We start from the raw sequence: 21,814 nt of genomic DNA on the forward strand, positions 1-21,814 counted from the left end.
CGGCACAGGTTTTCGCCGAGAGTCTGGCACCATAAACCGACGGTGTTGCGACGACCACTCGAATCCACCATGTACCTGAGTGTCCACCTGTGGAAGTCGAGCGCACTCGACGACCACTCTCCGAGTTCGTCGCCCGAATCGGTGTCGAAGGTGTGGCCGCTGAGGTGGTACCTGCCCCTCCGGTAGGAGATGGTCACGATGCTGGCCTTCGCGTCGCGGCGGGCGGAGACGTACTTGCCGAGGAACCGTGCGCGATCCAGGTCGTAGACCCTTCGGATTGCGGGTACTCGTGCGAGGTATCCCGTCACGGGCAGCAGGAGGATGAAGACCCCGAAATACAGGACGACAACTGTGACAGGGGTGACGACCTCCTTGTTCAGGCTGGGGACGACCCAGAACGCGAACGCGGATGCAGCGGCGGTGAGGACCACCTGGACAAGGCCTCTCCAGGTTGACTCCGAGATCATGACGACGCCTCGATTCGAGCGGCGATTCCGGTACAACCAGATCGTCAACCTCGTGGTCGAATGTTGTCACGGGTAGGCGGGTACCTGTGTCGAAGCACTCGCAGCGCGGCCGGGCGAGTGCACGACCCCTTTCACGGTCGGCGCCTGTAGCGGTCGTCAGAGTGTGTCGGCGAGGACGTCCAGAGTGGTGATCTCCGGCGACGAGGAGAACAGTTCGTCGGCGCGCTCGCCGAGGGCCTTCGCGACAGCGCCACCGAGATGCGCCGCCCGGGCCGCCTCGTCGGGAAAGGCGTCGAAGATGCCGAACGACGACGGTCCGAAACGCACCGCGAACCACGCGGTGGTGCCGGGCTCCGCCTCCACGAGTGGCAACGCCGTGCGCAGGAACTCCTCGACCTCGTCCTCCTTGCCGCCTCTGACTTCGAGCCGGACCAGCAATGCCTTGGTGACCATCGGAACCTCCTCGGTTCAGTCGACCAAGACCAGCATCACACCGTGGGGTGTCGAGCGAAAGGTGCCAGACCGCTCCACCACCTCGACGATCACGCGGTGTCCGACCGCGGTCGCTTTCCGCAGCGTCACTTCCATTCACCGCAGAAGGTCGACGACGTCGTTGTCGGAGAATCCGGTCAACGGGGCGCCGAGCAGGCTTCCGATGGCGGCGTCGAACATCTAGAAGTGGTGTTTCACCTGATCGACTTCGCCATTGTTCGAACAATGGTCGCCCGAAGTGCCCGTGTCAGGGCTTTTGCTCGATCAATCGATCTCGTCCGGCCGATGTCGCGGACGCCCTGGCCGCCCAGCGTGCGCAATCGCTCGCTACGGATGTGGCGTGAAACACCGCCGAACGACAGCGTCCTACACCACGCCCGTGGAGTTGATTCTCGGCCGCCCGGGGTAGTTGAGGGCCGCGAGGAACTGGCGTGGGCGATCGGTCGCCCGGTGCCCTGCGCGGCCCTCGGCGGCTGAGCGGCCTCCGCATCGGCGAGCGCCGGCGGCGAGGTCGCGCCTGCGGGTCGGCGAGTCACGAGCCGCCGAGCAGTCGCAGGATCGCGGCGGAGACGTCCTGCGGGATGCCGGTCGCGACGCGGCGTAGCTGCAGGCCGGCGACCGTTGCGACCAGGGTCGGTGCGACCACGCGCGCGTCGGCCACGCCGAGGGCCTCGAGGATCGTGACGGTCAGGGTGTCGTAGGCGGCGAAGCACTCGTCGGCCGCGTCCTGCAGCGACGGGTCGCGGCCGGCCTGGATGTACAGCTCGAACGGTGCGAGTCGCTCCGCCGACCAGCCGAGGTCGCGGACGACCTGCTCGGTCAGGGAGGCGGCGTCGGCGACACTCAGCCCGGTGTCCCGGTAGCTCTCGGCGAGTTCGGTGAGTCGGGTCGTCTCGTCGCTGACGAACCCGAGCAGTGCCTCGCGCAGCATGTCGGTCTGGCTGGGGAAGTGGTAGGTGATCGACCCCAGCGACACCCCCGCTTGCGCCGCGATCCGCCGGTTCGTCACGGCCGCGATGCCGTCCGTGCCGATCACGTGCAGCACCGCCTGGAGGATCCGCTCGCGTGCCGGTGCCTGGGTCTCTGCCATGTCACCACCATCGCACGGGACGTGCGTCGTCCCATCGCACCTCGCGTTCGAGTTGCGCGGCGAGCGACACCAGCAGTGGTTCGGTCGACTCGTCGCCCATCAACTGCACGCCACGTGGCAGTCCGCTCGCGGTGAACCCGGCCGGCACGTTCACCGCCGGCCAGCCGAGCACGTTCCACGGCCAGGTGTACGGGCATGCGGCGGTGATCACCTTGTCGGTCGCGACGTGCCCGGTGCCGTCGATCGCGTCGACCGGGGGTGGCGGGGTCGCGGTGGTCGGCGCGAGGATCACGTCGAACTCGTTGAAGATCGCCCCGATCCGCCGGCGGATCCGTGGCTCCGCGGCGCGGGCCGCGCGCAGCGGCAGACCGCCGAGCAGGCGTCCGGTGCGGGCGTTGGACAGCGTGCGCGGATCGAGAGCCTCCGGGTTGGGGACCCGACGGCGCCACAGTTCGAGTCCGGCCATCGACCGGGGAAGGAAATTGGCGCCCAACAGGATTCCGTACTCCGGGTCGGCGAGCGTCACGTCGTGTCCGAGCCGGCGCAGGGTGTGCGCGACACCGCCGACGGCGTCGAGCATCTCGGGGTGCAGCGCCGTCGGGGTCGCGGTGAACGGCAGCTTCAGCGACAGCGCGATCCGCAGTGGGCCCGGGGTGCGGTCGACCGCGTCGCGCACCGTGACCGGCCGTGGCGTGTGCAGGTCTCCGTCGTGCGGTCCGGCGACGAGGTCGAACAGGAGCGCCGCGTCGGAGACCGTCCGTGCGAGCGGTCCGATCACCGTGATGCCGTGGAACGCTTCGGGATCCGGCCACGTCGAGATCCGGCCGCGCTGAGGCTTGATGCCGACCAGGTTGGTCCACGAGGCCGGGATGCGGACCGAGCCGGCGCCGTCGGAGCCGAGCGCGGCGGGCACCAGTCCGGCGGCGACCGCGGCGGCGCTGCCGCCGGACGAGCCGCCGGGGGTGCGGCCGCGAGCCCACGGATTGCGGGTGTGGCCGAAGCTGCCGCCGGTCAGCGGCCACTGCCCCAACTCGGGGCTGTTGGTCTTGCCGACGATCACCGCACCCGCTGCCCGCAGGCGGCGCACCACCTCCGAATCGGCGGTCTTGGCGGGGAAGTCGCCGGGGCAGCCGAACGCGGTCGGTTCGCCGGTGACGTCGACGTCGTCCTTGACGGCGATCGGCACACCGAGCAGCGGCAGTCGCTCGCCGGCGGCGATCCGGCGGTCCGCGTCGGCGGCCTCGGCGAGTGCGGCGGCGCGGCGGACGACCCTGAACGCGTTGAGTGTCGGCTGGCTGGCATCGATCAGATCGAGGCTGCGGCCGACCATCGCGACCGAGGTGGTCTCGCCGGCGGCGATCGACCTCGCGCACTCCTCGAGCGACGGCCACGCGCATTCCGACCCCACGTTCTCGAATGCACCGTTCCGGGTTGCGTCGCCTGCCCGCACCGGCTGTTGTCCGGTGTCAACACTCATCGTGAACCGCCCTCCCTGTTCGTTCGAACGAACGAACGGTAGCAGTGGCGGCGCCTCGCCATCGACGTTTCGGCTCGGATGGTTCCCGGAGTGTGCGGGCGGCCCGATCGCGTCCGCGTGGGAGAATCCTCTCGTGAGGTTGTACCGGGATCATGCGGTGGTGCTGCGCCAGCACAAGCTCGGCGAAGCGGACCGCATCGTCACCCTGCTCACCCGTCAGCACGGCCTGGTGCGCGCGGTGGCGAAGGGGGTGCGCCGGACCCGGTCGAAGTTCGGGGCCCGGCTCGAACCGTTCGCGCACGTCGACGTCCAGCTGTATCCGGGGCGCACCCTCGACGTGATCACCCAGGTGCAGACGCTCGACGCGTTCGCCACCGACATCGTCGACGACTACGGCCGCTACACCACTGCGTGCGCGATCCTCGAAACCGCCGAGCGGCTCTCCGGGGAGGAGCGGGCGCCGGCGCCTCGGCTGCACCGGCTCACCGTCGGCGCCCTGCGAGCGGTCAGCGACCAGGTGCGGGAGCCGGAGCTGATCCTCGACGCCTACCTGCTGCGCGCGATGGGGTTCGCCGGCTGGGCTCCGGCCCTCGACGAGTGCGCCCGCTGCGCCGCTCCCGGGCCGCACCGCGCGTTTCACGTCGCCGCCGGGGGAGCGGTGTGCGTGCACTGCCGACCACCCGGCGCTGCCACTCCGTCGCCCGGCGTGCTGGATCTCATGGGCGCCCTCGAACGCGGCGATTGGGCGGGCATCGACGCGGTCGCGCCGGCCGTCCGGTCGCAGGCGTCCGGACTCGTCGCCGCACATCTGCAGTGGCACCTCGAACGCCAGCTGCGGACGCTGCCGCTGATCGAGCGCTCCCGGCCGCATGCCGCCGTCGACTCGGTCGTCGGGCAGGATGAACAGCGTGATCCGACGACGCGCACCGCAAGTCTCGCCTGACCGGGAGATCCGGCCCCCGAACCCGCACCCGTCCGGGGCCCGGCCGCCGATCATCCAGCCGGAACTGATCCCGCGGCACGTCGCGTTGGTCATGGACGGCAACGGACGCTGGGCCCAGGAACGCGGCCTGCCCCGCACCGCCGGACACGAGCGTGGCGAGGCGGTGCTGATGGACACCGTCGAGGGCTGCATCGAGATGGGCGTGAAGTGGCTCTCGGCGTACGCGTTCTCCACCGAGAACTGGAAGCGCAGCCCCGACGAGGTCCGGTTCCTGATGGGCTTCAACCGGGACGTGATCCGGCGGCGCCGCGACGAGATGCACGAGATGGGGGTGCGGGTGCGCTGGGCCGGCCGCCGGCCCCGGCTGTGGGCGTCGGTGGTCAAGGAACTCGAGATCGCCGAGGAGCTCACCAGGAACAACGACGTCCTGACGCTGACGATGTGCGTCAACTACGGCGGACGCGCCGAGATCGCCGACGCCGCACGGGAGATCGCCCGCCGGGTCGCGGCGGGCGAGATCAATCCTGAGAAGGTCACCGAGGCGACCGTCGCGAAGTACCTCGACGAGCCCGACATGCCGGACGTGGACCTGTTCCTCCGGCCGTCCGGCGAGCTGCGGACCTCGAACTTCCTGATCTGGCAGTCCGCGTACGCGGAGATGGTGTTCCAGGAGAAGCTGTTCCCCGACTTCGACCGCCGTGACCTGTGGGCGGCGTGCGTCGAGTACGCCTCCCGTGACCGGAGGTTCGGCGGGGTGAAGGAGCAGTGAGCACGGAAACCGCGCAGGCTCTGCAGGACCGGGCCCGCGACGCGCTCGCGCATTTCGTGACCGTCACCGAAACCGACGACGGCTCGCTGGGATTCGAGTACGCCGGTGCCCTGTGCTCGTTGCGCGCGGTGAACCTGGCCCCGGGCCTGGACGTGCTGTCGCTCACCGCGGTCCTCGCGTGGGACCGGCCCGCCAAACCCGCCCTGCACAAGAAGGTCGCGGAGAAGAACGCCGACCTGCAGTTCGGCTCGATCACGGTGATCACCCGGGGCCGGTTCGCCGACGTGATCCTGCGCTACACGTGCCCGGCGGCCGGACTGGGCGACGAGGCACTCACCACCATGCTGCTGCTTGTCCTGTCGGGCGCCGACCAGGGGCGGCAGGGACTGCTGCCCTGACGCCGGCCGCCGCCGAACTCACGGGGAGGTCGACACGCACCGGAAGCCGATGTGGCTCATCCCGGTGTCGATCATGTGCGGGCGGCGGGCGGCCGGCCGGTAACGCCGGCAGTAGCTGTCGGCGCAGAGGAACGACCCGCCCTTGATGACCTTGCGAGGAATCCGGAACTGCGGCTGCCGGGCGTCGTAGCTGCCCTCGGGTTCCGGGCCGCGCGGGTTCTTCGGTGCACAGCACGAGTGCTCGTCCGCGGCGTGCCGCTCGCCGTACCAGTCCGTCGTCCACTCCCACACGTTGCCGGCCATGTCGTGCAGGCCGTATGCGTTGGGAGGAAACGACCCGACCGCGGTCGTGGTCCCGTATCCGGTGTCCGCGCGCCACGGGAAGTCCCCGTGCCAGTAGTTGGCCAGCCGCCCGCCCGCCGGTTCGGGGTGGTCCCCCCACGTGAACTCGGCATGGTCGAGACCCCCGCGCGCCGCCGCCTCCCACTGCGCCTCGGTCGGAAGGGTTCGGCCGGCCCACCGGGCATACGCCTCGGCGTCCTCGTAGGCGACGTGCACAACGGGATGTCGCTCCCTGCCCGCGACCGAGGACCCGGGCCCATCCGGGTGCCGCCACGACGCGCCGGGGGTCCAGCGCCACCACTGGTTCAGGTGACGCAGATCCACCGGCCCCGGCGTTCCGGTGAACACCATCGAGCCCGGTTGCAGGTTCTCCGCAGGCGCCCCGGGGAAATCGGCCGGGTCGAGTGGGCGTTCGGCCACCGTGACATGGCCGGTGTCGTTCACGAAGTCGGCGTACTGCGCGTTGGTCACCGGAACCGTCTCGATGCCGAACTCGTCGACCTCGACCCGGTGCGCCGGTCCCTCCTCGGCGTAGTGACGGTCGGAGCCCATCGTGTAGGACTGGGCCGGGATGCGCCGGAGGGCGGTGCCGGTGAGCGTGTCCACGTGCGTGTGGTCCCCTCTGCGTCAGGCGGTGTCGGTGGCGAAGATCGTATGCCAGTCGTTCTTCATGCTGACGACGGTCCAGTCGTTCTTGCGTGCCCGGTCGAGAACGTCCTCGGCGCCGGCGACGTAGTCGAACTCCCGGTCGCCGTCGTCGTGGAGGATCAGCAGCCGCAGTGCCGGCGCGCCGGGCAACTCGGAGAACGCCATCATCGGGAGGTCGCCGTTCGAGTTCCCGACCGACAGGATCGGGCGCCGGCCGATCCTGCTCCAGATTCTCACCGGCTTCTCCGGACCGTCGTCGAAGAAATCCAACGCCGCCTTGTACAACAGGTCCGTGTGGCCCGCGTCGTCGCGGTAGGAGAGCCCCAACGCACTGCCGATGATCCGTTCGGGCGGGACCCCGTACAGGTTCCCGGCGACCGGGCGCATGAAGTCCCGGTCGCCGCCGGAGGCGATGTAGTTGGTGAACCCGTGCGACTCCAGGTAGCCGAGCAGTTCGACCATCGGCGCGAACCCGCAGCCGCGGTACGGCCGGCCGATCGTCGGATGGTCGGCGGCGCCGAAGAACTCCGTCACCCGCCGGTCGTAGTCCTCCACCGTGAGCTCGCCGAACGCCTGGGTGATGGCGCCCATCAGCAGCTTCAGATCGGCGTCGTCACCGTGGTAGTGCTTGACCATCGCCGCGCCCAGCCAGTGCAGGTCGTTCTCGTAGGAGGCCTTCCACGGCTGTTGCGACCGCAGCGACGGGTCGCCTTCGGCCATCTCGGCCAGCCGGCGGATCGTGAAGTCCAGCTGGATGGGCATCGGCTTTTCGCACCACAGGGTGCCGTCGTTGTCGAACACCGCGATTCGCGCCGCGGGTTCGACGTGGTCGGGCCCGCTCTCGTCGGTGACCCTGTCGACGAAATCAACGATGGCGGATCTGGTTTCGCCGTCCGTCCACGACGCGAGCGAGCCCGTCATCGTCGTCAGTCCCTGGCCAGGAAGGCGTGCAGCTTGTCCACGGCGTGGTCGATGGTGAAGCTCGCCGGCTCCTGCCGCGGCGGGAACTCCTTGAACGTCTCCAGGAACGCGGTGGCGATCGCCGTTCCGTAGGCGGCGATGTAGTCGTGGTCGATGAACCAGTCCCAGTACGTGTTGGAGGTGACGTCGGCGCGCTCGTACGGGTCGGTACGCAGGTTGAACAGCTTGGGCACCCGCAGCTGCGTGAACGGCTCGGCCCAGATGCCCAGCGTGCCGGTGACCCGCTGCTCCATGAAGACGATCTTCCAGTTCTCGAACCGGATGCCCAGCACGTCGCAGTCGTCGGAGAAGTAGACCATGCCGCGCCGCGGTGACGTGTCCGTCTCCCCGGTGAGGTAGGGGAGCAGGTTGTAGCCGTCGATGTGAACCTGGAAAGTCTTGTCCTCGACGGTGTGTCCCGCCTTCAGCTTCTCGACGATGTCCGCGTCGCCCGCGGCCGCGAGGAACGTGGGCAACCAGTCGTGATGCTGGACGATCTCGTTGGAGACCGAGCCGGCGGGAATCCTGCCCGGCCATCGGATCACCTGGGGGACCCGGAACGCGCCCTCCCAGTTGGTGTCCTTCTCGCTACGGAACGGTGTGGTCGCCCCGTCCGGCCAGGTGTTGGCGTGCGGCCCGTTGTCGGTGCTGTAGATGACGATCGTGTCCTCGGCCAGGCCGAGTTCGTCCAACACGTCGAGCACGGAGCCCACGTTCTTGTCGTGGTCGATCATCGTGTCGTGGTACGGCGACTGCCAGATACCGGACTGCCCCACGCTCTCCGGCTTGGTGTGGGTGCGCAGGTGCATGTGCGTGAAGTTCAGCCACACGAAGAACGGGTTGTCCGCCTCGTGCTGCCGCCGGATGAAATCTATGCACGCGTCCGCGATCTCGTCGTCGATCGTTTCCATCCGCTTCTTGGTCAGCGGACCGGTGTCCTCGATCTTCTGCTTCCCGACCCGGCCGAAGCGGGGGTCCTCGGTGGCGTCGTCCTCCTCGGTGGCCCAGCTGCGCAGGACGCCGCGCGGACGCTGGAGGTTGTACAGCCGCGGGAACTGCGCCTCGTGCGGGTAGTCCGGGAGCTCGGGTTCCTCCTCGGCGTTCAGGTGGTAGAGGTTGCCGAAGAACTCGTCGAATCCGCGCGCGGTCGGCAGGTACTTGTTCAGGTCGCCGAGGTGGTTCTTCCCGAACTGGCCGGTCGCGTAGCCCAGCGGCTTGATCAGCTCCGCGATCGTCGGGTCCTCGGGCGCCAGCCCGATGTCGACGCCCGGAACGCCGACCTTGCTCATCCCGGTCCGGTAGACGCTCTGACCCGAGATGAACGACGCCCTGCCTGCGGTGCAGCTCTGTTCACCGTAGGAGTCGGTGAACTTCATTCCCTCGTCCGCGAGCCGGTCGATGTTCGGAGTCCGGTAGCCCATCAGCCCGTCGCTGTAGCAGCTGAGGTTGGTGATCCCGATGTCGTCTCCCCAGATCACCAGGATGTTCGGCTTCGATTCCGGCATGTGCACTCCTCGTCCGACGTTGGTACCGGCATGAAAGGCTCCGCAGCCGCCAGGGTTCCCGCTCCCGGTCCGCGCCGCCTCACCCGCGGCGGATGAGGCGACGTGAACGCGGTGGCCCCGTCACCCGTTTCCTTCGGTCACGATCCTGTCGGACCGGACCGAACAGTCGTATCGTCGTCCGCAGATCCCACGCCCGATGCGAGGTGGCAGTCATGGGAATCGAACAGGACGCCCTGACCACGACGGTGGACGCCGGGCGGGTGGTGACCGACCTGCGCAGGGTGTTCGCGGAGGGGCGCACCAGACCCGTGCAGTGGCGCATCGCGCAGCTCGAGGGCATCGAGCGGCTCGTCGTCGAGCGGGAGAACGAGATCGTGCGGGCGCTCGCCGAGGATCTCGGGCGCACCGCACTGGAGACGTGGTTGATCGACGTCGCCCCCGCGCGGGCCGAGGCGGCGCACGTGCGGAAGCGGCTGCGCCGGTGGATGCGTCGCAGCCTTCGCCGCCTGCCGGCGAACCAGATGCCCGGGCTCGCGTGGGTTCAGTACGAGCCGCTCGGGGTGGTGCTGATCGTCGGTCCGTGGAACTACCCGGTGACGCTCGTGCTGAAGCCGCTGATCGCCGCCGTCTCGGCCGGCAACTGTGCGGTGATCAAGCCGTCCGAGATCACGCCCGCCACGTCCCGGCTCCTGGCGCGACTTGTTCCGGAGTACCTCGATCCCGAGGCCGTCGTCGTCGTCGAGGGCGACGGGGCGGTCACCCAGAACCTGCTCGTGCAGCGGGTGGATCACTGCTTCTTCACCGGCGGGACCGAGATCGGACGGAAGGTCATGGCCGGCGCCGCGCCCCACCTCACACCGGTGACACTCGAGCTGGGCGGGAAGAGCCCGGTGATCGTCACCGCGGACGCGGACCTCGATGTCACGGCCCGTCGGATCGTGTGGGCGAAACTGCTCAACTCGGGGCAGACGTGCATCGCGCCGGACTATCTGCTGGTCGACCGATCCGTCCGCGACGACCTCGTGACCAAGCTCGTCGACACGGTTGCGGCGTTCCGTGCCGACGCGGGCACTCCCGGCATGAGGATCGTCAATGAGCGCCAATTCGACAGGCTGGCAGAGTATCTCGCACAGACGCGCGCCACCGTCGCACTCGGGGGTGGCGTGGACCGGGGGGATCTGACGATCGAGCCCACCGTGCTGGTGGATCCCGAGATCGACGAGCCGGTGATGACCGAGGAGATCTTCGGCCCGATCCTGCCGGTGCTGGCTGTCGACTCGCTGGACGACGCGGTCGCGTTCGTCACGACACGGCCGAAGCCGCTGGCCGCCTACCTGTTCTCCCGCTCGGCCGACGCCCGCAGACGGGTTCTGGCCGAGGTCAGCGCCGGGAGCGTCGTGGTGAACCAGCTGGTCTACCAGTACATCGCCTCCGGGCTACCGTTCGGCGGGGTCGGTGCCAGCGGGATGGGCCAGTACAACGGGCGGTGGGGGTTCGAGCAACTCAGCCACCGGAAAGCGGTGCTGGTCAAACCCTTCAAGCCCGATCCGCGATTCGCCTACCCGCCGTACACCGACCGCGCCGCCGCGATTCTGCGCAGACTCTTCTAGTCCTTCGTCTCCGTGCTCGGCGTGAGTGCGGCGAGGGCGGCGGTGAGGTCGGACTCGAACCGGTCCCGGTCGACGCCGAGGCTCGACAGCGGGCCGGTGCCGTCCTCGATCTCGAGCAGGGCGAGGAGGAGATGCTCGGTCCCGATGTAGTTGTGGCCCAGCCGAAGTGCGTGCCGGAACGTCAGTTCGAGCGTCTTGCGGGCGGCCGCGTCGTAGGGGATCAGCTCGGGTACCTCGGTGGCCGGGGCGGGCAGCGTCGCGGTGACGGCCCGCCGGATCGCGTCCGTGTCGACACCCTGCCTGCCGAGCAGGACCAGTGCGAGCGACTCGGGTTCGGCGAGCAGGCCCAGCGTCAGGTGCGCGGGGGTGACCTCGGTGGCGCCGGCGGCCTGCGCTTCGTTGTGCGCGGCCGCGACGACGTTGCGGGCACGTGGGGTGAACCGGTTGAAGCCCTGGTTCGGGTCCAGGGCGTCGGCCTTGCCGGGGTCCTTCGGCGTGAACCGTTTCTGGGCCGCCTGCTTGCTGACACCCATGCTGCGGCCGATGTCGGTCCAGGACGCACCGGTGCGGCGGGCCTGGTCGACGAAGTGGCCGATCAGGTGGTCGGCGACGTCGTCGAGGTGGTCGGCGGCGAGCACCGCGTCGGAGAGCTGGTCGAGGGGGTCGGTGTGGACCTTCTTGATCGCGTCGATCAGGTCGTCGAGTCGGATGCGGGGCGAGAACTGTGTGGGTTCGGACATGCGTCAACCCTAGGTTGACGTGAACAGCTCGTCAACCGTCGGTTGACGAAGTGTCACCGTTCGCTACAGGTCCGGCAGGTGCCGAAGATCTCCACCGTATGGCTGACCTCGCTGAATCCGTTGGCCTCGGCGATCGCGTGCGACCACCGCTCGACCTCCGGACCGTCGACCTCGACCGTGAACCCGCACGACCGGCACACCAGATGGTGGTGGTGTCCGGATGAGCAGCGTCGGTACATCGACTCGCCGGTGTCGGTCCGCAGCGTGTCCACGGTGCCTGCGTCGGCGAGGGTCTGCAGCGTCCGGTACACCGTGGTCAGGCCGATCCCCTCACCGCGCTTGCGCAGTTCGTCGTGCAGTTCCTGGGCGGACCGGAACTCGTCGATCTCGTCGAGGAGGGCCGAGATCGCACTGCGTTGCTTGGTCGCGCGCACCCCCACGACCACGGGCGCGCGGCGGGCCGGCTTCTCGGTCACGTCAGGGGTCCTTCCTCGGCGTGGGCGACGGCGTCGACCACGATGTGGGCGAGATGGTCGTCGGCCAGGCGGTAGACCACCTCGCGGCCGGAGCGTTCGCCGCGGACGACGCCCGCGGACTTGAGCACCCTCAGGTGCTGGCTGATCAGGGGCTGCGTCACGCCGAGCGCGTCGACCAGTTCGTGCACGCACCGCTGTGCCTCGCGCAACTGCAGCACGATCGCGATCCGGACCGGGGCGGCCAGCGCGCGGAGCAGGTCGCCCGCGGCGGCGAGCGTCTCGCGGTCGGGCAGGATGGCCGGGGGAGCGGTGGTGGACGTCTCGTGGTCGTGCGCGTGCAGATGGTCGGCATCGGTGATGCTCACTCGCGCTCCTTCGGGTCCTTATTGCAAATCATATCCATTTTGATATGCACGAGTGTGCATGTCAAACGAGGAATTGGGGCCCGCTCGCCGCGCCGGATAGGCTGGTGAGCGCACGTACCCACCCACAGGCATCTATTACCCAGATGGAGAGCTTCCCCCGTGGCACCGAAGTCCAAGGTCGAAACCGTCGCCAACCTCGCCAAGCGTCGAGGACTCGTCTTCCCCTGTGGTGAGATCTACGGCGGCACCCGCTCCGCCTGGGATTACGGGCCGCTCGGTGTCGAGCTCAAGGAGAACATCAAGAAGCAGTGGTGGCGGTCGATGGTCACCAGCCGGGACGACGTCGTCGGCCTCGACTCCTCGGTCATCCTGCCGCGCCAGGTGTGGGTCGCGTCCGGCCACGTCGGCGTCTTCAACGACCCGCTCGTCGAGTGCCTGAACTGCCACAAGCGCCACCGTCAGGACCACCTGCAGGAGGCGTACGCGGAGAAGAAGGGTCTCGACAACCCCGACGACGTCGCGATGGACGTCCTCGTGTGCCCCGACTGCGGCACCGTCGGCCAGTGGACCGAGCCCCGCGACTTCAACATGATGCTCAAGACCTACCTCGGTCCGGTCGAGTCGGAGGAGGGCCTGCACTACCTGCGTCCCGAGACCGCGCAGGGCATCTTCGTCAACTTCGCGAACGTGCTCACCACCTCGCGCAAGAAGCCGCCGTTCGGCATCGGCCAGATCGGCAAGAGCTTCCGCAACGAGATCACGCCGGGCAACTTCATCTTCCGGACCCGCGAGTTCGAGCAGATGGAGATGGAGTTCTTCGTCAAGCCCGGCGAGGACGAGCAGTGGCACCAGTACTGGATCGACACCCGCCTCGCCTGGTACACCGACCTGGGCATCAACCCGGACAACCTGCGGCTCTACGAGCACCCCGAGGCCAAGCTGTCGCACTACTCGAAGCGCACCGTCGACATCGAGTACCGGTTCGAGTTCCAGGGCAGCGAGTGGGGCGAGCTCGAGGGCGTCGCCAACCGCACCGACTACGACCTGCGGGTCCACGAGGAGTCCTCGGGCCAGGACCTGAAGTACTTCGACCAGGCCACCGGTGAGCGCTACACCCCGTACGTGATCGAGCCGGCGGCCGGCCTGACCCGCTCGCTGATGGCGTTCCTCGTCGACGCCTACCAGGAGGACGAGGCGCCGAACGCGAAGGGCGGTGTCGACAAGCGCACCGTGCTGCGACTCGACCGCAGGCTCGCCCCGGTCAAGGCCGCGGTGCTGCCGCTGAGCCGCAACGAGGCCCTGAGCCCGAAGGCGCGGGACCTGGCGGCCACGCTGCGCAAGAACTGGAACGTCGAGTTCGACGACGCCGGCGCGATCGGTCGCCGCTACCGTCGCCAGGACGAGATCGGCACCCCGTTCTGCATCACCGTCGACTTCGACACCCTCGAGGACCACGCCGTCACCGTCCGCGAGCGCGACACGATGGAGCAGGAGCGGGTCTCGCTCGACAAGGTCGAGGGTTACCTCGCACAGCGTCTGATCGGCTCGTAGGCCTCCGGCGCCTGTGAGTGGGTTCCAACCCGGTGCGGGTGGAACCCACTCGCAGGCGTGTCAGCGCTCGACGACGCCCCGCGCGACGAGCTCCATCGTCACCGCGACCGCGCAGGTCTGCGCCAGCAACACGCCGACGAGCACGAGGATCTGCACGGCCCCGGCCTGCACCGCGGAGCCGCTGGCCAGCAACACGCCGACGAACGCGCCGGGCAGCGTCACCAGCCCGACCGTGCGGGTCTGGTCGAGACCCGGCAACAGTGCGTCCGCGGCGCTGTCGTGGACCACCAGCATGCGTGAATCCCGTTCGCTCAGGCCGAGACTCAACGCCGCCTCCACCTCGCCACGACGGTGGCCGATGGCGTCGAGTGCGCGTTTGGCGGCCAGCGACGTCGAGGTCATCGCGTTGCCGAGGACGATGCCGCCGATCGGGATCAACGCGACCCCCTGAAGGGGTACGACGCCGCTGAGGAGCATCGGCGGCAGCACCGCCGCCATGCCCGCCGCGAGCGCGGTCGTCAGCCATGTGCCGGAACGGCCTGCCCGTGCGCGGCGCGCCGCGGTCACCGACGCGGCCGCGAACATCACCGCCAGCACCACCACCGCGGACCACAGGTGCTGCAGGGCCGCCGCCAGCACGAGTGACACGACCGCGAGTTGTGCGGCTCCCCGAGCCGCGGCCGCCGGCACCGACCGAGCCCGGTCGAAGCCCGCGACGCGGTACACCAGCGCCGCCGCGGCCGCCATCACCGCGCACAGCACCGCGAGCGCGAGCCCGGGATGAGCCAGTGCGGTGCTCATAGCGGTGGTCCGGTCGCGGATCGCGGCGCCGCCCTGTCCGAGCCGCCGCGGCGAAGCCGCATCAGAACCGGCCGCCGCATCAGAACCGGCCGCCGCGGCTGATCCGGCCCGCGCTGCTGGGCCCGCCGAACGAGCCGGGCGCCCGGCCCCCACCGCCGTGCCCGCCGCCGCGGTTGCCCCAACCGCCGCTCATGCCGCCGTGGATCATCGAGTCGATCAGGATCCCGCCGAGCACGGCGCCGGTGTTCACCTCCGACCGGGGCCGTCGGCTCTCCTCCCACCGCTGCACGTCCGCCTGGGCCGACTGCAGCGCCCGGCCGCTGAGATCGCCGGCCGCCTTCGCGTGCTGCAGGGCCCGGGACGGGTCGGACTCGGCGACCTGCCGGGCCGCGTCGAGGTGCCGCTGAGCCTCGGACAGCCGGGTCCGGGCCTCCGCGCCCACGGCGCCGCGGCGGGTGGTGACGAAGTCGGCGGCGGCGGTGATCTGGGCCTGTGCGGCGGTGATGTCCTGGGTCAGGCGCTGGGCGGCGCGCTCGGCCTGCGCCTTCGCCTCGTTCGCGGTGGCCAGCACCTCGTCGAGCGCGCCGTCGGCCTTCGTGAGTTCGGTGAACGCACCGAGTGGGTCGCCGGCGCGCGTCGCCTCCGCCTTGGCCAGCGCGGCCTCGGCGGCGGCCTTCGCCGCGGCGAGATCGGCGCCGCCGTGCGCGGCGAGGGCGTCGGCGGCCGCGATGTCCTTGCGTGCGTCGTCGAGTGCGGCCGGCAGCGTGGCCGTGGCGACCCGAATGTTCTCGGCGGCGTGATCGATCGCGTCGAGCAGGTCGCGGACCTGGTCGAGGGCGGCCTCGGCGCCGCGGATCGCCGCGACCGCCGGACCCTGCTGACCGGCGGGCAGTGCGACGGTCTCCCGCCCCGCGGTGACGTTGCGGTCGGCGTACGCCAGCTGCTCGCGGGCCAATGCGATGTTGCCGTCAACGGAAGCGAGTGCGGGAGTGGGGAATTCGCCGTGCAGCGCGGCCAGGGTCGCCTCGGACTGCGGGATCCGCACGGTCGTCTCGACCAGCCGCTGGGTGAGCGTGTCCAGCCGGGCCGGCGCGTCGATCAGCAGATCGCGCATGCCGTCGAACTCGGCGACCCGGTTGTTGAGTTCGTGGTCGGCGCGGCTGCACGTGACGATCAGCTCGACGAGCATGTCCCGCTGCTGTTCCGGGGTCTCCGGGACGTCGTCGTCGAGGCGCTGGCGGATTGTGAACGCGGACGCGAGTGTCGCGCGGGCGGTGTCGTAGGCAGCGGTGAACGGGGCCGTCGCGGCGTCCCCGAACTCGCCGCGCGCCAGGTTCAGTTCCTCCGCGCTGGTGCGGATCGCGTTGTCGGTCTCGACGAGCACCTCCTTGGCGCGGGCGTCGAGGGTCGGGACCGGCAGCGTCGCGATCGCGGCGGCGTCGCTCCAGTCGACGTCGGCGCCGGGCGGTCCGATCGGCCGGTGCACGCGGCGACGCCGCGTGTACAGCACCGCACCGCCGGCGACGACGACCACGATGCCGCCCACGACGAGGTACTTCACCCCCGACCCGGACGTGCTCGGGGACATCGCGTCGGCGAGTCCGCCTGCCGCCGCCACCGCGGCCCCTGCCCAGTCGTCCTGCCGCAGCGCCGGCACGACCGCGTCGCGTTCGACGTCGGCGACCTCCTCGGCGGTGACACCCGGCAGCGCGGCCGGGACGTTGAACGCGTAGGCCCGGTCGCCGGTCGCCACGGCCAGCAGTGCGGACGTCTCGCCGAGCCCACTGAGCTGCACGGTCCGGCTCGCCCAGGCGTCCGCGTCCATCCCGTCGAAGCTGTCGACGTACACCACCCACAGTTGCACGTGGTGGTCGTCGAACAGGCTGTCCAGGGCGGCCTGCACGTCCGCGCGCTGGTTGTCGTCGAGAACCCCCACCGCGTCGGTGATCTGCGTCGGCAGCCGCAGCGGGGCCTCGGCGGCGGCGACCGCGGGCAGCGCGACCAGGGCGAGCAGGGTCAACAGGGTGCCGACCGCCGCGCCGAGCGCGGACAGGGGGCGGGCGACACGACGATGTGCGGCGGGCATGCCGACGAATCTATCGGTCGCCGCCCGGTTCTCGCCGCCCCGCGCGGGTGTGCCGTCCCGTCACCGAGGTCACCGACGTCACCGGCGCCGCGGTGCGCGCGGCCGAGCGCCGCGGCCGGTCGTCGGGACACCAGGCGCGGCGTTCGCCGGTACCGCGCCGCGCGGCTGGCAGACTTGGGGAGTGAGTTACGCAGCGGCACGCCCCCACGACGACGAGCGACTCGGGTTCGCGGGCACCCTGGCCCGGTGGACGCGGCGCACGCTCGTCGGGGCGCTCCTGATCGGGCTGCTGCTCGTCGGCGGTACCGCGGTGCGGGTGTGGCAGGTGGCGCGGATCAACGACACCCGGACCGCCGACGCGATCGTCGTCCTCGGCGCCGCCCAGTACTCGGGAACCCCGTCGTCGGTCTTCGAGGCGCGGCTCGAGCAGGCCGCGAAGCTGTACCAACGGGGCGTCGCCCCGACGGTGGTGACGGTCGGCGGCAAGCAGGTCGGCGACCTGTACACCGAGGCCGCGTCCGGGAAGAACTACCTGATCAAACGCGGGGTGCCCGCGGACCGGATCATCGCGGTCGAGGAGGGCGCGGACACCCTGCGCAGCATCGAGGGTGTCAGCCGCGTGATGGGGGAGAACCGGATGAACTCCGCGGTTCTCGTCAGTGACCCGTGGCATTCGCTGCGCACCCGCACGATGGCCCGCGACGCCGGAATCGACTCGTGGACCGCCCCGACCCGGCAGGGACCGGCGGTGTTCACCCGCGAGTCGCAGCTGCACGGAATCGCCCGGGAGACAGGCGCATTGCTGTGGTACCAGCTCACCCACTTTCCCGCCGACTTCCCGTACACGGCGGGGCAGTGACCGTGACCGCGTACTCCGACCACGACCTCGAACGGCGAGTCGTCGAGGCACCGAAGACGGCCGGCCTGCCCGGCACCTCGTCGGCGCGCAGCGACTTCTCCCGCGACCGGGCCCGCGTGCTGCACTGCGCCGCGCTGCGCCGGCTGGCCGACAAGACGCAGGTGGTCGGCCCCCGGGACGGCGACACCCCCCGCACCCGCCTGACCCATTCGATCGAGGTCGCGCAGATCGGTCGCGGCATCGCCGACGGGCTCGGCTGCGACCCGGACCTGGTCGACCTCGCCGGGCTCGCCCACGACATCGGGCACCCGCCGTACGGGCACAACGGGGAGACCGCGCTCGACGAGGTCGCCGCGGAGTGCGGCGGGTTCGAGGGCAACGCCCAGAACCTGCGTATCCTGACCAGCCTCGAACCGAAGGTCCTCGGCCCGGACGACCGCAGCGTCGGGCTGAACCTGACGCGCGCCGCCCTCGACGCCGCGATCAAGTACCCGTGGACGCGGCCCGCGCCGGGCGCGAAGTTCGGCGCGTACGACGACGACGCCGACATCCTCGCCTGGGTTCGGGACGGCGCCCCCGGGACCGGCCGGTGCCTCGAGGCGCAGGTGATGGACTGGGCCGACGACGTCGCCTACTCGGTGCACGACGTCGAGGACGGGGTGATCGCCGGCCGCATCGACCTGCGCGCGCTCGCGGACCCGGCGGAGTGCCGGGCGCTCGCCGAGTTGGGTGCCGCCGAGTTCCGGGGCCTGGTCGTCGACGAGCTCGTCGAGGCCGCGGGCCGGCTGTCGCGGCTGCCGGTGGTGGTCGCGGTCGGCAGCTACGACGGCACCCTCTCGTCGTCGGTGGCGCTGAAGAACCTGACCAGCGAGCTCGTCGGCCGGTTCGCGACGGCCGCGGTGTCCGCGACGCGCGAGGTCGCAGGCACCGGCCCGTTGTCGCGCTACGCCGCGGACCTCGAGATCCCGCCGGTGGTCGCCGCGGAGGTGGCGTTGCTCAAGACCGTCGCGCTGCGGTACGTGATGTCCGATCCCGGTCACCGGACCCGGCAGGACCGGCAGCGCGACCGGATCCACCGGGTCGCGCAGTGGCTGACACAGACGGCGCCGAGCTGCCTGGACCCGATCCTGCTGCCCGCGTGGGACCGGGCGGCCGACGACGCGGCCCGGACCCGGGTGATCGTCGACCAGATCGCGTCCTACACCGAGAGCCGGCTCGAACGCGTCGACAAGCAGAGTCTCGGCGCGCAGGCCGCCTGGGGGTGAGGCGGCGACGCGTCCACCGGCTCGGGCAGGCCCTAGACTGTCGTCGTGGCCGGCCGAATTTCTGAACGTGACATAGCGGCCATTCGGGAACGCACCCGCATCGAGGACGTCGTCGGGGAGTACGTCGCGTTGCGGAACAGCGGCGGCGACTCCATGAAGGGCCTGTGCCCGTTCCACGACGAGAAGACGCCGTCGTTCCACGCCCGCCCCAACCACGGCACGTTCCACTGCTTCGGCTGCGGCGAGGGCGGGGACGTCTACTCGTTCCTGCAGAAGATCGAACACATCTCGTTCGTCGAGGCCGTCGAGCAGCTCGCCGACCGGATCGGCTACTCCATCTCGTACGAGGGCGGCGGCACGTCCGTCCAACGCGACCGCGGCACCCGAGCCCGCCTCGTCGCGGCGAACGCCGCCGCGCAGGAGTTCTACGCGGCCCGCCTGCGCGAGCCCGACGCCCAGACCGCCCGCGACTACCTCACCGAACGCAACTTCGACGGACAGGCGGCGCTCACGTTCGGCTGCGGCTACGCGCCCGACGGCTGGGACACGCTGACCAAGCACCTGATGACGAAGGGCTTCGAGGCGAAGGAGATCGTCGACGCGGGTCTGGCGACACCCGGCAAGCGGGGTACCCCGATCGACCGGTTCCGGCGACGACTCGTCTGGCCGATCCGCAACCTCGGCGGCGACGTCATCGGGTTCGGTGCGCGCAAGCTGTTCGAGGACGACACCATGCCGGGCAAGTACATCAACACCCCGGAAACCATGCTGTACAAGAAGTCCCAGGTGCTGTTCGGTCTCGACCTCGCGAAGCGGGACATCGCGAAGGGACACCAGGCCGTCGTCGTCGAGGGCTACACCGACGTGATGGCGATGCACCTGGCCGGCGTCAAGACCGCCGTCGCCGCGTGCGGCACCGCGTTCGGCGACGACCACCTGGCGATGCTGCGCCGGCTCCTGATGGACGACAGCTACTTCCGCGGCGAGGTGATCTACACCTTCGACGGCGACGAGGCCGGCCAGGCGGCCGCGATGAAGGCGTTCGAGGGCGACCAGAAGATGGCCGGGCAGACGTACGTCGCGGTCGCGCCCGACGGCATGGACCCGTGCGAGCTGCGGCAGGCGTCCGGGGACGCGGCGGTCCGCGACCTCGTGGCCCGCCGGGTGCCGCTGTTCCGGTTCGTCGTCAAATCGCTGCTGGCGGAACACGACCTGGAGACGGCCGAGGGGCGCGTCGAGGCGCTGCGCCGCACCGTGCCGGTGGTCGCGCGCATCAAGGACACCGCCCTGCGCGAGGACTACGCGCGTCAACTCGCCGGCTGGGTCGGCTGGGACGACATTCCCGCTGTCGTCCGGCGGGTCCGTGACGAGGCTCGCAGGTCGGCGTCCCGGCGCGGGAAACCGCAGTCGACGAGCCGGTTCCGCGAGGACCCCGCACCGGTGTCGAGCGCGCCGGCGGGTCCGCCGCGACCCAATCCGCGCGACCCGACGCTGTGGCCGCAGCGCGACGCGCTCAAGGCCGCGCTGCAGTACCCGGCGGTCGCCGGGTCGGTGTTCGACTCGCTGCCACCGGAGACCTTCACCCATCCCGCGTACGCACTGGTGCGCCAGGCGATGGCCGACGCGGGTGGCACCGCGGCCGGGCTCGGCGGCGCCGAGTGGATGGACGCGGTCGCGAAACTCGCCGACCCGCTGCAGTCGCTCGTCACCGAACTCGCCGTCGAACCGATCCGCGCCGCCGACGTCCCCGACTACATCCCGCGGGTCCTGGCGCGGCTGCAGGAGGTCTGGGTGGGCCAGCAGGTCGCCGACCTCAAGTCGCGGCTGCAGCGGATGTCGCAGGCCGACCGGCCCGACGAGTACATGTCGCTCTTCGGTGACCTCGTCGCGCTCGAGCAGTACCGGCGCAGCCTCCTCGAACAGGCTGTCGGAGACAACGCCGAGGAGTACTGAGCTCGCTACCGGCCGCGTGGGACGTAGATCGTGGTGTCCTCGTCGATCGGCGCGAGCGGCTCGAGCCGCGGCTGGGTGTTGAGGCTGTCGGACAGTCTCTGCCGGCCCACCTCGATCACCTTCTTGGTCGCGGGGCTCCCGACGATCGCCTTGGTGGTGCGGGTGATCTGTTCGTAGCGGGCCCGACCGGCCTTCGTGCCGAGCACGTATCCCGCCGCGACCCCGATCAACAAGCGCATCATGAACTGCTTTCCCTCCTGTCGAACGGCCTGACACAGTGTGCCTGACGGGCCCACGGGCAGGCGATTTGGTACCAGGGTGGGTCTATGGGTTAAAGTCTGTTCCGCAGCCAAGCGAGAGCGGCAGCTGCCGAAGGTCAATCCCCTGTAGCTCAATTGGCAGAGCTTCCGACTGTTAATCGGACGGTTGCTGGTTCGAGTCCAGCCGGGGGAGCCGCAAGCCCCCACCCGGTATATCCGGGTGGGGGTTTTTTCGTTCCTGGCCCGTGAGGATCTCGTCGAGATCGAGACCGAGGGCGTCGCAGACGAGCTCCAGCTCGTCGATACGCCACGGGAAGTCGCCGGCCATACGGCGAGACACGCTGGCCTTGTTCATGTGGATGACGCGCGCCAACTCGGACTGGCTGATCCTCATCTCGCCGAGCTTGCCGCGCAGCCGGCGCGCGATGGCCTCGGTCCGAGACTCACGGTCTGCTGCTGCCTTAAGTGTCGTCATGGCGAATACCTTAACCGCTCAGCGGGCAATTGGAAGGTCAGAGCATCCAATGTTTCTCTATGAGTAACAACGGCTGATCGTCACCGACTGCAAGACCGCGACCACCGCGGACCTGCGCAAGTTCGAGAAGTCCGCGCTCGACTACGGCTACCACCAGCAACACGCCTGGTACGTCGACGGGATCCCCGAGCTCGGCGTCGCCGAGGATCCGGCGTTCCTGTTCGTGTCCAGGAGAAGGAACCGCCGTACCTCGTGTCGGTGTGCCAGCTCGACGAGGACGCG

Annotated in this window: 23 protein-coding genes and 1 tRNA gene; 10 read left to right on the forward strand and 14 right to left on the reverse strand. The window is 70.0% G+C overall.

Annotated elements, in window-relative coordinates:
- Together ABD951_RS11775 and ABD951_RS11780 are read right to left on the reverse strand one after the other, a co-directional pair.
- On the reverse strand, positions 1–467 hold a 467-nt coding region (locus ABD951_RS11775), incomplete at its 3' end, for a hypothetical protein (RefSeq protein ID WP_345344925.1).
- Positions 468–623: 156 nt separating this feature from the next.
- Positions 624–920 (reverse strand): putative quinol monooxygenase, encoded by a 297-nt coding sequence (locus ABD951_RS11780; RefSeq protein WP_345344928.1) that lies wholly within the window; start codon positions 918–920, stop codon positions 624–626.
- A gap of 96 nt (positions 921–1,016) precedes the next feature.
- On the opposite strand from ABD951_RS11780, the gene ABD951_RS11785 reads away from it, so the two are divergent.
- Positions 1,017–1,436, forward strand: coding sequence for a hypothetical protein (locus ABD951_RS11785; protein ID WP_345344929.1), 420 nt, complete (start codon positions 1,017–1,019; stop codon positions 1,434–1,436).
- A gap of 55 nt (positions 1,437–1,491) precedes the next feature.
- Here ABD951_RS11785 and ABD951_RS11790 read toward each other — a convergent pair whose 3' ends face one another.
- Entirely contained in the window at positions 1,492–2,049 is a 558-nt protein-coding gene (locus ABD951_RS11790) for a TetR/AcrR family transcriptional regulator (RefSeq protein ID WP_345344931.1), read from the reverse strand.
- A 1-nt stretch (position 2,050) separates the two neighbouring features.
- Positions 2,051–3,526 (reverse strand): amidase, encoded by a 1,476-nt coding sequence (locus tag ABD951_RS11795; protein WP_345344933.1) that lies wholly within the window; start codon positions 3,524–3,526, stop codon positions 2,051–2,053.
- A 133-nt stretch (positions 3,527–3,659) separates the two neighbouring features.
- Between ABD951_RS11795 and recO the strand changes: the two genes are divergently transcribed.
- The 3 genes from recO to ABD951_RS11810 are packed head-to-tail and all read left to right on the forward strand — an operon-like array spanning position 3,660 to position 5,636.
- On the forward strand, positions 3,660–4,469 hold the full coding sequence (gene recO / locus ABD951_RS11800) for a DNA repair protein RecO (RefSeq protein WP_345344935.1): 810 nt from the start codon (positions 3,660–3,662) through the stop codon (positions 4,467–4,469).
- Complete coding sequence (locus tag ABD951_RS11805) at positions 4,426–5,238, forward strand: isoprenyl transferase (RefSeq protein ID WP_345344937.1); 813 nt, start codon at positions 4,426–4,428, stop codon at positions 5,236–5,238. The genes recO and ABD951_RS11805 overlap by 44 nt, the downstream gene beginning before the upstream one ends.
- On the forward strand, positions 5,235–5,636 hold the full coding sequence (locus ABD951_RS11810; protein WP_345344939.1) for a YbjN domain-containing protein: 402 nt from the start codon (positions 5,235–5,237) through the stop codon (positions 5,634–5,636). Before ABD951_RS11805 ends, ABD951_RS11810 begins: the two co-directional genes overlap by 4 nt.
- 18 nt (positions 5,637–5,654) lie before the next feature.
- On the opposite strand, the gene ABD951_RS11815 is transcribed toward ABD951_RS11810, so the two are convergent.
- From ABD951_RS11815 to ABD951_RS11825, 3 genes are read right to left on the reverse strand one after another with little or no spacing between them, the layout of a single operon-like run.
- Positions 5,655–6,584 carry a formylglycine-generating enzyme family protein gene (locus ABD951_RS11815; protein ID WP_425569830.1) on the reverse strand — a complete coding sequence of 310 codons (930 nt, stop codon included), beginning with the start codon at positions 6,582–6,584 and terminating at the stop codon, positions 5,655–5,657.
- 21 nt (positions 6,585–6,605) lie between these two features.
- A complete protein-coding gene (locus tag ABD951_RS11820) occupies positions 6,606–7,547 on the reverse strand; it encodes an HAD family hydrolase (RefSeq protein WP_345344941.1) in 942 nt (313 codons plus the stop codon).
- Positions 7,548–7,552: 5 nt separating this feature from the next.
- Positions 7,553–9,091, reverse strand: a complete 1,539-nt coding sequence (locus tag ABD951_RS11825; protein WP_345344943.1) for an arylsulfatase — start codon at positions 9,089–9,091, stop codon at positions 7,553–7,555.
- Between the two features lie 212 nt (positions 9,092–9,303).
- Here ABD951_RS11825 and ABD951_RS11830 point away from each other — a divergent pair, with 212 nt between their 5' ends.
- Positions 9,304–10,701, forward strand: coding sequence for an aldehyde dehydrogenase family protein (locus ABD951_RS11830; protein ID WP_345344945.1), 1,398 nt, complete (start codon positions 9,304–9,306; stop codon positions 10,699–10,701).
- Here the strand turns inward: ABD951_RS11830 and ABD951_RS11835 are convergent.
- From ABD951_RS11835 to ABD951_RS11845, 3 genes are read right to left on the reverse strand one after another with little or no spacing between them, the layout of a single operon-like run.
- On the reverse strand, positions 10,698–11,441 hold the full coding sequence (locus ABD951_RS11835) for a Clp protease N-terminal domain-containing protein (RefSeq protein WP_345344947.1): 744 nt from the start codon (positions 11,439–11,441) through the stop codon (positions 10,698–10,700). The two genes, ABD951_RS11830 and ABD951_RS11835, sit on opposite strands and share 4 nt — an antisense overlap.
- Positions 11,442–11,494: 53 nt before the next feature.
- Complete coding sequence (locus ABD951_RS11840; protein WP_345344949.1) at positions 11,495–11,917, reverse strand: Fur family transcriptional regulator; 423 nt, start codon at positions 11,915–11,917, stop codon at positions 11,495–11,497.
- Complete coding sequence (locus ABD951_RS11845) at positions 11,914–12,282, reverse strand: ArsR/SmtB family transcription factor (protein ID WP_425569831.1); 369 nt, start codon at positions 12,280–12,282, stop codon at positions 11,914–11,916. Before ABD951_RS11845 ends, ABD951_RS11840 begins: the two co-directional genes overlap by 4 nt.
- 159 nt (positions 12,283–12,441) lie before the next feature.
- Between ABD951_RS11845 and ABD951_RS11850 the strand changes: the two genes are divergently transcribed.
- Entirely contained in the window at positions 12,442–13,833 is a 1,392-nt protein-coding gene (locus ABD951_RS11850) for a glycine--tRNA ligase (protein ID WP_345344951.1), read from the forward strand.
- 60 nt (positions 13,834–13,893) lie between these two features.
- Here ABD951_RS11850 and ABD951_RS11855 read toward each other — a convergent pair whose 3' ends face one another.
- Both ABD951_RS11855 and ABD951_RS11860 read right to left on the reverse strand, forming a co-directional pair.
- Positions 13,894–14,634: an ABC transporter permease gene (locus ABD951_RS11855; protein ID WP_345344953.1), complete on the reverse strand. Its 741-nt coding sequence runs from the start codon at positions 14,632–14,634 to the stop codon at positions 13,894–13,896.
- Between the two features lie 79 nt (positions 14,635–14,713).
- Positions 14,714–16,720 (reverse strand): TPM domain-containing protein, encoded by a 2,007-nt coding sequence (locus tag ABD951_RS11860; RefSeq protein WP_345344955.1) that lies wholly within the window; start codon positions 16,718–16,720, stop codon positions 14,714–14,716.
- 181 nt (positions 16,721–16,901) lie between these two features.
- Here ABD951_RS11860 and ABD951_RS11865 point away from each other — a divergent pair, with 181 nt between their 5' ends.
- Genes ABD951_RS11865 through dnaG form a run of 3 tightly spaced genes read left to right on the forward strand, consistent with a single transcriptional unit; the run spans position 16,902 to position 20,797 of the window.
- A complete protein-coding gene (locus tag ABD951_RS11865; protein WP_345344957.1) occupies positions 16,902–17,579 on the forward strand; it encodes a YdcF family protein in 678 nt (225 codons plus the stop codon).
- Positions 17,576–18,844 carry a deoxyguanosinetriphosphate triphosphohydrolase gene (locus ABD951_RS11870; protein ID WP_345344959.1) on the forward strand — a complete coding sequence of 423 codons (1,269 nt, stop codon included), beginning with the start codon at positions 17,576–17,578 and terminating at the stop codon, positions 18,842–18,844. The genes ABD951_RS11865 and ABD951_RS11870 overlap by 4 nt, the downstream gene beginning before the upstream one ends.
- A gap of 45 nt (positions 18,845–18,889) precedes the next feature.
- Positions 18,890–20,797, forward strand: a complete 1,908-nt coding sequence (gene dnaG, locus ABD951_RS11875) for a DNA primase (RefSeq protein ID WP_345344961.1) — start codon at positions 18,890–18,892, stop codon at positions 20,795–20,797.
- Positions 20,798–20,802: 5 nt separating this feature from the next.
- Here the strand turns inward: dnaG and ABD951_RS11880 are convergent, their stop codons facing one another.
- Positions 20,803–21,039: a hypothetical protein gene (locus ABD951_RS11880; RefSeq protein ID WP_345344963.1), complete on the reverse strand. Its 237-nt coding sequence runs from the start codon at positions 21,037–21,039 to the stop codon at positions 20,803–20,805.
- A 138-nt stretch (positions 21,040–21,177) separates the two neighbouring features.
- Here ABD951_RS11880 and ABD951_RS11885 point away from each other — a divergent pair.
- A tRNA-Asn gene (locus ABD951_RS11885) sits at positions 21,178–21,250 on the forward strand.
- On the opposite strand, the gene ABD951_RS28660 is transcribed toward ABD951_RS11885, so the two are convergent.
- Complete coding sequence (locus ABD951_RS28660; RefSeq protein ID WP_425569833.1) at positions 21,212–21,532, reverse strand: helix-turn-helix domain-containing protein; 321 nt, start codon at positions 21,530–21,532, stop codon at positions 21,212–21,214. The two genes, ABD951_RS11885 and ABD951_RS28660, sit on opposite strands and share 39 nt — an antisense overlap.
- Positions 21,533–21,814: the final 282 nt, after the last annotated feature.

The organism is Rhodococcus olei, assembly GCF_039540555.1.
Taxonomy (GTDB): Bacteria; Actinomycetota; Actinomycetes; order Mycobacteriales; family Mycobacteriaceae; genus Rhodococcus_G; species Rhodococcus_G olei.

Coding starts and splice junctions, on each gene's coding strand:
- ABD951_RS11780 (WP_345344928.1), bottom strand. CDS start 920: ATGGTCACCAAGGCATTGCTGGTCCGGCTCGAAGTCAGAGGCGGCAAG.
- ABD951_RS11790 (WP_345344931.1), bottom strand. CDS start 2,049: ATGGCAGAGACCCAGGCACCGGCACGCGAGCGGATCCTCCAGGCGGTG.
- ABD951_RS11795 (WP_345344933.1), bottom strand. CDS start 3,526: ATGAGTGTTGACACCGGACAACAGCCGGTGCGGGCAGGCGACGCAACC.
- ABD951_RS11805 (WP_345344937.1), top strand. CDS start 4,426: ATGAACAGCGTGATCCGACGACGCGCACCGCAAGTCTCGCCTGACCGG.
- ABD951_RS11820 (WP_345344941.1), bottom strand. CDS start 7,547: ATGACGGGCTCGCTCGCGTCGTGGACGGACGGCGAAACCAGATCCGCC.
- ABD951_RS11825 (WP_345344943.1), bottom strand. CDS start 9,091: ATGCCGGAATCGAAGCCGAACATCCTGGTGATCTGGGGAGACGACATC.
- ABD951_RS11830 (WP_345344945.1), top strand. CDS start 9,304: ATGGGAATCGAACAGGACGCCCTGACCACGACGGTGGACGCCGGGCGG.
- ABD951_RS11835 (WP_345344947.1), bottom strand. CDS start 11,441: ATGTCCGAACCCACACAGTTCTCGCCCCGCATCCGACTCGACGACCTG.
- ABD951_RS11855 (WP_345344953.1), bottom strand. CDS start 14,634: ATGAGCACCGCACTGGCTCATCCCGGGCTCGCGCTCGCGGTGCTGTGC.
- ABD951_RS11860 (WP_345344955.1), bottom strand. CDS start 16,720: ATGCCCGCCGCACATCGTCGTGTCGCCCGCCCCCTGTCCGCGCTCGGC.
- ABD951_RS11880 (WP_345344963.1), bottom strand. CDS start 21,039: ATGATGCGCTTGTTGATCGGGGTCGCGGCGGGATACGTGCTCGGCACG.
- ABD951_RS28660 (WP_425569833.1), bottom strand. CDS start 21,532: ATGACGACACTTAAGGCAGCAGCAGACCGTGAGTCTCGGACCGAGGCC.